A 12,467-nucleotide genomic window follows, 5' to 3' on the forward strand; every position below is an offset into this window, starting at 1 on the left:
TGCAGCCCGTGCCGCTGCCGGGCGATTTGTGCCGGGCCGAGCAGCGCAGCGCCTCGGGGCGCGCACGTACTCGTGCGCTTCAAGTTCTGACTTGGCGCTTCTGTCTGAACGAAGCGAACGCAGTGAGCGAAGTGAGTTATGCGCCAGCCCCGAGGTGCGAGCAGCGCAGGGAAGTCGGCCCGCCAGGGCCGGCCCCGGAACCATGAGCCCGGTGGCGGCACGGGCTGCAGGGCCTCACGAGAAAATCGAGTCACTGCTTTATGAAGCAAGACACGCTCTAGCAAGCAAACACTCCAAAGCGTCGCGGATGTAAAAAAGCCGCCCGATCTCTCGATCGGGCGGCCTTTGTTTTGAATCCGGGCCCCTGTGGGCGCCCGGGTGTCAAACGCGGTGGATGGCTTACTCGGCAGCCGGCTCGGCGCCTGCGTCGACGCTGGCCATCTGTGCAGACGCCAATTCCTCGGCTTCTTGCTGAGCAATGGCGCGGCGCTCGGCGTCGTCCATCTTCTCCTTGGCATAACGGGCGCGGTGGAAAGCCATGCCGGTACCTGCGGGGATCAGGCGGCCGACGATGACGTTTTCCTTCAGGCCACGCAGCTCGTCGCGCTTGCCCATGATGGCAGCCTCGGTCAGCACGCGGGTCGTTTCCTGGAAGGAAGCGGCCGAGATGAAGGAGTCGGTCGACAGCGAAGCCTTGGTGATACCCATCAGCACGTCGGAATAGGTGGCCGGAACCTTGCCTTCCTTGCGCAAACGATCGTTGGTATCGAGCAGCTCCGAGCGTTCCACTTGCTCGTTGATGATGTAGCTGGAGTCACCGGCATTGGTGATCTGCACACGACGCAGCATCTGGCGAACGATCACCTCGATGTGCTTGTCGTTGATCTTCACACCTTGCAAACGGTACACGTCCTGCACTTCGTCGACGATGTAGCGAGCCAGCTCTTCCATGCCCAGCAGGCGCAGGATGTCCTGCGGATCTGCAGCGCCGTCCACGATCAGTTCGCCGCGGTTCACCACCTGGCCTTCGTGCACCAGGATGTTCTTTTCCTTGGGCACCAGCTCTTCGTGCTTCTTGCCATCGGGGTCGGTGATTTCCAGGCGGTTCTTGCCCTTGGTCTCCTTACCGAACGACACCGTACCGGTCAGTTCGGCCAGCACCCCCACATCCTTGGGTGAACGGGCTTCGAACAGCTCGGCCACACGCGGCAGACCGCCGGTAATGTCACGGGTCTTCTGACCTTCCATCGGGATACGTGCCAGCACTTCACCCGGGGCCAGGTCTTGACCGTCACGCACCTGCACCAGCGCACCGACCGGGAAGCCGATGGTCACCGAGTGGTCGGTGCCGGGGATCTTCACTTCCTGGCCGTTGGCGTCCAGCAGCTTGACTTGCGGACGCACCACCTTGGCAGCACCGCGACGCTTGGGATCGATCACCACCAGGGTGGACAGACCGGTCACTTCGTCGACCTGCTTGGCCACGGTCACGCCTTCTTCCACATTCTCGAACTTCGCCTGACCGGCGAACTCGGTGATGATGGGGCGGGTCAGCGGGTCCCAATTGGCCAGAATGGTGCCAGCCTTGATGGCTTGATCCGGCTTGATGCTCAGGATCGCACCGTACGGCACCTTGTGACGCTCACGCTCGCGACCGTGCTGGTCGGCGATGATGATTTCGCCGGAACGGGAAATCACCACCAACTCACCCTTGCCGTTGGTCACATAACGCATGGTGGCGTTGAAGCCGATCAGACCGTCGGACTTGGCATCCACGCTCGAGGCCACAGCTGCACGCGATGCCGCACCACCGATGTGGAAGGTACGCATGGTCAGCTGGGTACCCGGCTCACCGATCGACTGTGCAGCGATCACGCCCACCGCTTCGCCCACGTTCACCAGGCCACCGCGGCCCAGATCGCGGCCGTAGCACTTGGCGCACAGACCGTAGCGCGTGGCGCAGGTCAGCGGGGTGCGGACCTTGACTTCGTCGGCGCCGGCAGCTTCCAACACGTCGAGGTTGTCTTCGTCCAGCATGGTGCCGGCAGTCAGCAGCACGGCCTGGGTTTCAGGGTGCAGCACGTCGGTGGCGGCGACACGACCCAGGATGCGGTCGCGCAGCGATTCGATCACTTCACCGCCTTCGACCAGGGCGCGCATGGCGATGCCGTTGTCGGTGCCGCAATCGTCCTCGATCACCACCAGATCCTGCGTCACGTCGACCAGACGACGGGTCAGGTAACCCGAGTTCGCGGTCTTCAGCGCCGTATCCGCCAGACCCTTACGAGCACCGTGGGTGGAGATGAAGTACTGCAACACGTTCAGGCCTTCGCGGAAGTTCGCGGTAATCGGCGTCTCGATGATGGAGCCGTCCGGCTTGGCCATCAGACCCCGCATACCTGCCAACTGGCGAATCTGAGCGGCAGAACCCCGGGCGCCGGAGTCGGCCATCATGTAAATGGAATTGAACGATTCTTCGTCCACTTCCTTGCCATGACGGTCGATGGTCTTCTGCTTGGACAACTGGCTCATCATGACCTTGCCGACTTCGTCGCCGGTCTTGCCCCAGATGTCCACGACCTTGTTGTAGCGCTCGCCCGCGGTCACCAGACCGGAGACGTACTGCTGCTCGATCTCCTTGACTTCCTTCTCGGCGCGTTCGATCAGGCCCGGCTTCTGCGGCGGGACCAGCATGTCGTCCACAGCGATCGAGATACCGGCGCGCGTGGCCAACTTGAAACCGGACTGCAGCAGCTTGTCGGCCAGCACCACGGTTTCCTTCAGACCGCACTTGCGGAAGGAGGTGTTGATCAGGCGCGAGATTTCCTTCTTCTTCAGGGCCTTGTCGATGTTCGAGAACGGCAGGCCCTTGGGCAGGATTTCGCTCAGCAACGCGCGACCGACAGTCGTGCTCACCAGCTTGGTCTCGGGGATCCATTCACCCGGGGTCGCGCCCTTGGTGTACTGGGTCATGCGGACATTGACCTTGGCCGTGATCTCGACGGCGCCGTTTTCCAGCGCACGGATCATTTCCGCGATGTCCGAGAACACCATGCCCTCGCCCTTGCCGTTGATGCGTTCGCGGGTCGCGTAGTACAGACCCAGCACCACGTCTTGTGACGGCACGATCGACGGTTCGCCCGAAGCGGGGAACAGCACGTTGTTGGAGGCCAGCATCAGGGTGCGGGCTTCCATCTGCGCTTCAATCGACAGCGGCACGTGAACAGCCATCTGGTCACCGTCGAAGTCGGCGTTGAAGGCCGAGCAGACGAGCGGGTGCAGCTGGATGGCCTTGCCTTCGATCAGCACGGGCTCGAAAGCCTGAATGCCCAGGCGGTGAAGCGTCGGCGCACGGTTCAGCAGAACCGGGTGCTCCTTGATGACCTCTTCCAGGATGTCCCAGACCACGGGGGTGCCGGATTCGACTTCCTTCTTGGCGGCCTTGATCGTCGTCGCGATGCCCATGGCTTCGAGACGCGAGAAGATGAAGGGCTTGAACAGTTCCAGTGCCATCAGCTTGGGCAGACCACACTGATGCAGCTTCAGGGTCGGGCCCACGGTAATCACCGAACGACCGGAATAGTCGACGCGCTTACCCAGCAAGTTCTGACGGAAACGACCGCTCTTGCCCTTGATCATGTCGGCCAGGGACTTGAGCGCGCGCTTGTTGGCGCCGGTCATGGCCTTGCCGCGACGGCCGTTGTCCAGCAGCGAGTCGACGGCTTCCTGCAGCATGCGCTTTTCGTTGCGCACGATGATCTCGGGGGCCTTCAGCTCCAGCAGGCGAGCCAGACGGTTGTTGCGGTTGATGACGCGGCGATACAGGTCGTTCAGGTCGGAGGTCGCGAAGCGGCCGCCGTCCAGCGGCACCAGCGGACGCAGGTCCGGCGGCAGCACGGGCAGGACTTCCAGCACCATCCAGCTCGGCTTGATGCCCGAACGCTTGAAGGCTTCCATGACCTTGAGGCGCTTGGAGTTCTTCTTGACCTTGAGCTCGGAGCCGGTCATGTCGTTGCGGAGCTTGTCGATCTCGATGTCGAGATCCATCTCTTCCAGCAACTTCTTGATGCCCTCGGCGCCCATCAGCGCGATGAACTCGTCACCGAATTCCACGCGCTTCGCGTCGTAGTCGTCCTCGGTCATGATCGCGAATTTCTTCAGCGGGGTCATGCCCGGATCGACGATCACATACGCTTCGAAGTACAGCACGCGCTCGATGTCGCGCAGGGTCATGTCCAGCACCAGGCCCAGGCGCGAAGGCAGGGACTTCAGGAACCAGATGTGAGCGCAAGGCGCGGCCAGGTCGATGTGACCCATGCGGTCACGACGCACCTTGGTCTGGGTGACTTCAACGCCGCACTTCTCGCAGATGACGCCGCGGTGCTTCAGGCGCTTGTACTTGCCGCACAGGCATTCGTAGTCCTTGATGGGACCGAAGATCTTGGCGCAGAACAGGCCGTCGCGTTCGGGCTTGAACGTGCGGTAGTTGATGGTCTCAGGTTTCTTCACCTCGCCGAAAGACCACGAGCGAATCTTCTCGGGCGATGCGAGCCCGATCTTGATTGCGTCGAAATGTTCGTCGGGTGTGAACTGCTTGAAAAGGTCCAGCAAGCCTTTCATGCATAACTCCTTGGTTTTTTAGTCGGATACGGAAACAGTCAGCTCAAGAGAAGGGGCCGCGCCGGGCGCTTCAAGCGCCGCGGCGGGCTGACCCCGCCCTGCCTCAGTTGCGCTCCAACTCAATATCGATACCGAGCGAACGGATTTCCTTGACCAGCACGTTGAACGATTCCGGCATGCCGGCTTCGATGGTGTGCTCGCCCTTGACGATGCTCTCGTAGACCTTGGTCCGGCCGTTCACGTCGTCGGACTTGACCGTCAGCATTTCCTGCAGGATGTAGGAGGCGCCATAAGCTTCCAGCGCCCACACTTCCATTTCACCGAAACGCTGGCCACCGAACTGGGCCTTGCCGCCCAGCGGCTGCTGGGTCACCAGGCTGTACGGGCCGGTCGAACGGGCGTGCATCTTGTCGTCCACCAAGTGGTGCAGCTTCAGCACGTGCATGTAGCCCACGGTGGTCGGGCGCTCGAAGCGCTCGCCGGTGCGGCCGTCCGACAGATAAGCCTGGGTGCGCGTGGCGGTCAGGCCCTTCTTGGCGGCGATGTCATCCGGGTAAGCCAGCTTCAGCATGGCGCGGATTTCATCTTCCTTGGCACCGTCGAACACCGGCGTGGCGAAAGGCACACCGTGGCGCAGATTGCGCGCCATTTCGATGACTTCGTCGTCGCTCAGCTGATCCAGGTCTTCAGGCTTGCCACCGGATTTGTTGTACAGCTCATCGAAGAACTGACGCAGCTCGGACACGCGGGCGTGTTCTTGCAGCATGTCGCCGATGCGCTGGCCAATGCCCTTGCCGGCCCAGCCCAGGTGAACTTCCAGCACCTGACCCACGTTCATCCGCGAGGGCACGCCCAGCGGGTTCAGCACGATGTCAGCCGGCGTACCGTCGGCCATGTAAGGCATGTCTTCGATCGGAGCGATCTTGGACACCACACCCTTGTTGCCGTGACGGCCTGCCATCTTGTCGCCAGGCTGCAGGCGGCGCTTGACGGCCAGGTAAACCTTGACCATCTTCAGCACGCCCGCCGGCAGCTCGTCGCCTTGCGTGAGCTTCTTGCGCTTTTCTTCAAAGCCCAGGTCGAAGCTGTGACGGGTCTGCTCCAGGGAGTTCTTGATCGATTCCAGCTGGTTGGCGACTTCGTCCTCGGCAGGACGGATGTCAAACCAGTGGAACTTGTCGACGCCGGCCAGGTAGGCCTTGTCGATGACCGTGCCCTTGGCGATCTTCTGCGGGCCGCCGTTGGCCACGCGGCCGATCAGCAGCTTCTCGATACGGTCAAAGGCGTCGGCCTCGACGATACGCAGCTGGTCGTTCAGGTCCAGGCGGAAACGCTTCAGTTCATCGTCGATGATCTGCTGGGCGCGCTTGTCACGCTGGATGCCTTCACGGGTGAAGACCTGAACGTCGATGACGGTGCCCGAGGTGCCTTGGTCGACACGCAGGGACGTGTCCTTCACGTCGGAGGCCTTCTCACCGAAGATGGCGCGCAGCAGCTTCTCTTCCGGCGTCAGCGTGGTTTCGCCCTTGGGCGTGACCTTGCCGACCAGCACGTCGCCGGGGTTCACTTCGGCGCCGACGTAGACGATGCCCGACTCGTCCAGGCGAGCCAGCTGCTGCTCGGACAGGTTGGGAATGTCGCGAGTGATTTCTTCGCTGCCCAGCTTGGTGTCACGCGCGTTGACCACCAGTTCCTCGATGTGGATCGAGGTGTAGCGGTCTTCGGCGATCACGCGTTCGGAGATCAGGATCGAGTCTTCGAAGTTGTAGCCGTTCCAGGGCATGAAGGCGACCAGCATGTTCTGGCCCAGAGCCAGCTCACCGATGTCGGTGGAGGCGCCGTCCGCGATGATGTCTTCAGCCGCCACATGGTCACCGCGCTTGACGATCGGGCGCTGGTGAATGTTGGTGTTCTGGTTGGAACGCTGGTACTTGATCAGGTTGTAGATGTCGACGCCGACTTCACCGGCCACGGTCTCCGCGTCATTGACGCGAATCACGATACGGTTGGTGTCCACGTAGTCCACGATACCGCCGCGGCGAGCTGCCACCACGGTACCCGAGTCCTTGGCCGCCACGCGCTCGACACCGGTACCGACCAGGGCCTTTTCGGGGCGCAGGATGGGCACGGCTTGACGCTGCATATTGGCGCCCATCAGTGCACGGTTCGCATCGTCGTGCTCCAGGAAGGGCACGAGCGAGGCAGCGACCGACACGATCTGCGTAGGCGCCACGTCCATGTACTGGATGCGCTCGGGCGAGGTCAGCACCGATTCGCCGTTCTCACGGGCCGAGACCAGCTCGTCGATCAGCGCGCCTTCCTTGCTCAGCGAAGCATTGGCCTGAGCGATGACGTACTTGCCTTCCTCGATGGCGGACAGGTAGTCGATCTGCTTGGTGACCTTGCCTTCAACCACGCGGCGATACGGCGTTTCCAGGAAGCCGTACTCATTCAACTGAGCGTACAGCGCCAGGGAGTTGATCAGACCGATGTTCGGGCCTTCCGGCGTTTCGATCGGGCAGACACGGCCGTAGTGGGTGGGGTGCACGTCCCGGACTTCGAAGCCGGCACGTTCGCGAGTCAGACCGCCCGGGCCCAGTGCGGAGACACGACGCTTGTGCGTGATTTCCGACAGCGGGTTGGTTTGGTCCATGAACTGCGACAGCTGCGAGGCACCGAAGAACTCCTTCAGTGCCGCCGAGATCGGCTTGCTGTTGATCAGGTCATGCGGCATCAGGGCTTCGGTCTCGGCCTGGCCCAGACGTTCCTTGACAGCCTTTTCGATACGAGCCAGACCCGAGCGGTACTGGTTTTCGGCCAGTTCGCCCACGCAACGGACGCGACGATTGCCCAAGTGGTCGATGTCATCGACTTCGCCGCGGCCATTGCGCAGCTCGACCAGGATCTTGACGACGTCCAGGATGTCCTCGTTGGACAGCGTCATCGCGCCTTCGGGCGTGTCGCGGCCAGCACGGGCGTTGAACTTCATCCGGCCCACGCGCGACAGATCGTAGGTGTCGGCGTTGTAGAACAGGCGGTTGAACAGGGCCTCGACGGCGTCTTCCGTCGGCGGCTCGCCGGGGCGCATCATGCGATAGATGGCGACGCGGGCAGCCAGCTGGTCGACGGTTTCGTCGGTGGCCAGGGTCTGGCTGATGTAGGCGCCTTCGTCCAGTTCATTGGTGAACAGGCACTGCACGTCCTTGATGCCGGCGGCGCGCAGCTTCTTCAGCAGCGCGTCGGTCAGCTCGTCATTGGCCTTGGCGATGATTTCGCCGGTGTCGCCGTCGACCATGTTCTTGGCCAGCACGCGGCCGAGCAGGAAGTCTTCGGGCACAGTAACGTGCTGGGTACCGGATTGCTCCAGCTGGCGGGTGTGGCGCGCGGTGATGCGCTTGTCCTTCTCGACGATGACGGCACCGCTCTTGTCGGTGATGTCGAAGCGAGCGACTTCGCCCTTCAGGCGATCGGCCACGAATTCCATCTGCGCACCCACGTCCATCAGACGGAAGTTGTCGAAGACGAAGAAGTGGGCCAGGATCTGCTCGGGGTTCAGGCCGATGGCCTTGAGCAGGATGGTGACCGGCATCTTGCGACGGCGGTCAACGCGGAAGAACAGGATGTCCTTGGCGTCGAATTCGAAGTCCAGCCACGAACCGCGGTAAGGAATGATGCGGGCCGAGAACAGCAGCTTGCCGGACGAGTGGGTCTTGCCCTTGTCGTGTTCGAAGAACACACCGGGCGAGCGGTGCAGCTGCGAGACGATGACACGCTCGGTGCCATTGACGATGAAGGAACCGTAGTCGGTCATCAGGGGCACTTCGCCCATGTAGACCTCTTGTTCCTTGATTTCCTTGACGGTCTTCGCCTGGGGCGATTCACGGTCGTAAATGATCATCTGCAGACGCGCGCGCACGGCGGCTGCATAGGTCAGGCCACGCTGCTGGCACTCACGGGTGTCGAACGGCGGCTTGGCGATGTTGTATTCGAGGAATTTCATTTCCACGAAACCGTTGTGCGAAACAATCGGGAACGCGGACAGGAAGGCTGCCTGCAGGCCTTCGGCCTTGCGCTTGGTGGGCGGCAGATCCTTCTGAAGGAAGGCGACATAGGCCTCCCGCTGCATGGTGAGCAAATAGGGAACGTTGAGAACGCTCTCGCGCTTGCCGAAGCTCTTGCGAATCCGCTTGCGCTCGGTATAGCTATAGGGGGTTGCTTGCGCCATAAACACTCCGTGTCGAGAGCCCACCCCTGGCCGTGGGACGGGCTTCGTCGGCGACTGGCTACTCGAGCATTGCGCTCGCGCTTGGTGGTTGGCCACTACCAACCGCTGGCGGACAACCCCGGTCACATGCTCATGTGAACCGAAGTCCGACCAAACCGGCTCTCTGCAGTCGGATCAGAGAACACTTGAAAGAACCGCGCATCATACCTCGCGCGAAGCTTTCAACTATTCTCAACAGGACTAACCCCTAAAACAGCAAAAGGGGGAGGTCCTCAGACCTACCCCTTTCAGGCTCCAAGCCACCGTCTCGCGGTTCGCTGCCCTACCCCAATCCTCGTCAGGCAGGGGGCCAGCGCACATGCAAGACCCGCTTGCAGCCGGGTCGATGGGAGCGAAGCTGCCAGGCAGCTCACCCCCAAGCCAATTACTTGACTTCGACCTTGGCGCCAGCTTCTTCCAGCTTCTTCTTGGCGGCTTCGGCGTCGGCCTTGGCAACACCTTCCTTGACAGCCTTGGGAGCGCCGTCGACCAGGTCCTTGGCTTCCTTCAGACCCAGACCGGTGATTTCGCGCACGGCCTTGATGACGGACACCTTGTTGGCGCCAGCGTCGGTCAGCACGACGTTGAACTCGGTCTTTTCTTCAGCGGCAGCAGCGCCACCAGCAGCAGCGCCGCCAGCAGCAGGAGCAGCCATCGAAGCGGCGGACACGCCGAACTTCTCTTCAATTGCTTTGACCAGATCGTTCAGTTCCAGAACGGTCATGCTGTCCAGAGCGGCCAGGAATGCGTCTTTATCGAATGCCATGATAGTTTCCTAATAACAGATAGATTGCAGAGTACGGGGCTACGCGCTTCAGGCTGCAGCAGTTTCGGCCGGGGCTTCTGCGCCACCGCCCTTTTGCTGAGCCAGAGCTGCCAGCACGGCCGCGGTGCGTTGCACCGGCGACAGCAGCAGGCCAGCGATTTGCGACAGCAAGACTTCCTTGCTGGGCACGGATGCCAGGGCCTTGATGCCGTTGGCATCCAGAGCCTTGCCACCGTAGGCGCCACCCTTGACGACGAGCTTGTCGTTGGTCTTGGCGAAGTCAGCGATGACCTTCGCGGCAGCGACCGCGTCCTCGGAAAAACCGTAGATCAGCGGGCCGACCATGCTCTCCGCAGCAGCTTCGAACGGGGTGCCAGCGACAGCACGGCGAGCCAGGGTGTTCTTCAGCACGTGAAGATACACACCTTGGGCACGCGCGGTGACGCGCAGCTTGTTCAAGGCTTCAACGGTGAGGCCACGGTACTCGGCCAGCGCCAGGGTCTGCGACTTGGCTGCCTGGGCGGCCACTTCGGAGACGACGGTTGCCTTCTCGTTGCGATTGAGACTCAAGGTCTACTCCTCACAAAAACGTGTCTTCCGCCTTGCGGCATCCGACACACCGGGGTTCAGCGACCTTCTGTCAGGAAACCCAAGCCTTGCGGCTTTTCAATTCCTTTCAGCGGGACCGCCATCTGCGCTGGCCGTGAACCCGGGCTTGCACCCGAAATTCACCGATTAAGCAAAGCGCTGCAGCCACAAGGGCTCGCACTTCGCACCAGCGGTCTTGGATGACGCGCCAGCGAACCGGAATTCGCCGACGCCCCACCAATTCATCAATGCAGCGCCAGACCAGCGCCGCATTTCAATCGAATTCGCTTGCGACCGATCAGGCCGAAGCTTGTGCGTTGATGCTGGCCACATCCACGCGGGCGCCAACGCCCATCGTGGAGGAGATCGCCACCTTGCGCAGGTAGACGCCCTTGCTGCTGGCCGGCTTGGCCTTGTTCAGGGCTTCGATCAGAGCACGCAGATTGCCTTCCAGCTTGTCGTTCTCGAACGAGCGACGACCCAGGGTGCCGTGAATGATGCCGCCCTTGTCCACGCGGAACTGGACTTGACCCGCCTTGGCGTTCTTGACAGCGGTGGCCACATCGGGGGTGACGGTGCCGACCTTGGGGTTAGGCATCAGGCCACGGGGACCCAGCACTTGACCCAGGGTACCGACGATACGCATGGTGTCGGGCGAAGCGATCACCACATCGAAGGGCATGTCGCCCGCCTTGATGCGCTCGGCCAGGTCTTCCATGCCGACCACGTCTGCACCGGCGGCCTTGGCTTCTTCAGCCTTGGCGCCTTGGGCGAACACAGCGACGCGCTTGGTCTTGCCCAGACCGTGAGGCATCACGACCGCACCGCGAACGACTTGGTCAGACTTCTTGGCGTCCACGCCCAGTTGCACGGCCACGTCGATGGACTCGTCAAACTTGGCAGTGGCCAGGCTCTTCACCAGGGCCAGCGCTTCACCCAGGGGGTACAGCTTGGTGGTTTCGACCTTGCCTTGCAGGGCCTTTTGGCGTTTAGTCAGCTTTGCCATTTCAGACACCCTCCACCAGCACGCCCATCGAGCGAGCGGAACCAGCAATCGTACGAACAGCGGCGTCCAGATCAGCAGCGGTCAAGTCCTTGACCTTGATCTTGGCGATTTCTTCCAGCTGGGTGCGGGTCAGCTTGCCAACCTTCTCGAGGTGGGCCTTTTGCGAACCCTTGTCGATCTTGGCAGCCTTCTTGATCAGGGCGGTCGCCGGGGGCGACTTGATCACGAAGGTGAAGCTCTTGTCTGCGAAGGCGGTGATCACCACCGGCAACTTCATACCCGGCTCGTGGCCTTGGGTCTGAGCGTTGAACGCCTTGCAGAATTCCATGATGTTCAGACCGCGCTGACCCAGCGCCGGACCGACCGGAGGCGAAGGATTGGCCTTGCCTGCCGCGACTTGCAGCTTGATAAAGCCGACAATTTTCTTGGCCATGATTTCTCCTGAAAGAGCCACAGCGGCCTCGCCGCAGCTCTTGAGTGCTAGCGCAAGGGGCTGAAGGCATATCGCCTCTTACCCTTGCTCCTCTTGCCCGCGTCTCGTCGCAGGCTGACTACGGACAGGATGCGCTGCTCTTGCGAACGACGCGAGCCCTGTCAGGCTCTTGAACAGCAGATGTGGCTCAGACCTTCTCGACTTGCGAGAAGTCCAGCTCCACCGGCGTGGCGCGGCCGAAGATGGTGACCGACACACGAACCTTGGACTTGTCGTAGTTGACGTCCTCGATGGCGCCGTTGAAGTCCGTGAACGGGCCTTCCTTGACGCGCACGATTTCGCCGACCATCCACTCGACCTTGGGCCGGGGCTTTTCGACACCTTCCTGCATCTGGCTGACGATCTTCATCACCTCAGACTCAGAAATCGGCGCCGGGCGGTTCTTCGCACCACCCACAAAGCCCGTCACCTTCGAGGTGTGCTTGACCAAGTGCCAGGTGTCGTCTTCCATCACCATTTCCACCAGCACATAGCCGGGAAAGAAACGGCGCTCGGTCACGGCCTTCTTGCCGTTCTTCAGTTCCACCACTTCTTCGGTCGGCACCAGGATGCGACCGAACTTGTCTTGCATGCCGGCGCGATCAATGCGCTCACGCAGATTGCGCTCGACGGCCTTCTCCATGCCTGAATAGGCGTGCACCACATACCAGCGCTTGGGAAGCCCGGCGGGGGCTGCAGCAGCCTCGGTCACGACAGTGCCTTGTTCTTCAGTCATTGCAATCCTTCAACG

The 12,467-nt window shown here is 61.7% G+C and carries 7 protein-coding genes; all 7 read right to left on the reverse strand.

Features of this window, described 5'->3' with window-relative positions:
- Nucleotides 1-399: 399 nt before the first annotated feature.
- Nucleotides 400-4,620 (reverse strand): DNA-directed RNA polymerase subunit beta', encoded by a 4,221-nt coding sequence (rpoC, locus tag OOB33_RS00190; RefSeq protein WP_271007192.1) that lies wholly within the window; start codon nucleotides 4,618-4,620, stop codon nucleotides 400-402.
- Between the two features lie 103 nt (nucleotides 4,621-4,723).
- Nucleotides 4,724-8,845, reverse strand: a complete 4,122-nt coding sequence (gene rpoB / locus OOB33_RS00195; RefSeq protein ID WP_102769414.1) for a DNA-directed RNA polymerase subunit beta — start codon at nucleotides 8,843-8,845, stop codon at nucleotides 4,724-4,726.
- Nucleotides 8,846-9,269: 424 nt separating this feature from the next.
- Complete coding sequence (gene rplL, locus OOB33_RS00200; protein WP_102769413.1) at nucleotides 9,270-9,650, reverse strand: 50S ribosomal protein L7/L12; 381 nt, start codon at nucleotides 9,648-9,650, stop codon at nucleotides 9,270-9,272.
- A 48-nt stretch (nucleotides 9,651-9,698) separates the two neighbouring features.
- Nucleotides 9,699-10,220: a 50S ribosomal protein L10 gene (gene rplJ, locus OOB33_RS00205; RefSeq protein WP_102769412.1), complete on the reverse strand. Its 522-nt coding sequence runs from the start codon at nucleotides 10,218-10,220 to the stop codon at nucleotides 9,699-9,701.
- A 316-nt stretch (nucleotides 10,221-10,536) separates the two neighbouring features.
- Entirely contained in the window at nucleotides 10,537-11,244 is a 708-nt protein-coding gene (gene rplA, locus OOB33_RS00210) for a 50S ribosomal protein L1 (RefSeq protein ID WP_102769411.1), read from the reverse strand.
- Nucleotide 11,245: 1 nt separating this feature from the next.
- Nucleotides 11,246-11,677 (reverse strand): 50S ribosomal protein L11, encoded by a 432-nt coding sequence (gene rplK, locus OOB33_RS00215; RefSeq protein WP_271007193.1) that lies wholly within the window; start codon nucleotides 11,675-11,677, stop codon nucleotides 11,246-11,248.
- A gap of 187 nt (nucleotides 11,678-11,864) precedes the next feature.
- Complete coding sequence (gene nusG / locus OOB33_RS00220) at nucleotides 11,865-12,452, reverse strand: transcription termination/antitermination protein NusG (RefSeq protein WP_102769409.1); 588 nt, start codon at nucleotides 12,450-12,452, stop codon at nucleotides 11,865-11,867.
- Between the last annotated feature and the right edge of the window lie 15 nt (nucleotides 12,453-12,467).

The organism is Paucibacter sp. B51 (genome assembly GCF_027863535.1).
GTDB classification, from domain to species: Bacteria; Pseudomonadota; Gammaproteobacteria; order Burkholderiales; family Burkholderiaceae_C; genus Paucibacter_A; species Paucibacter_A aquatilis.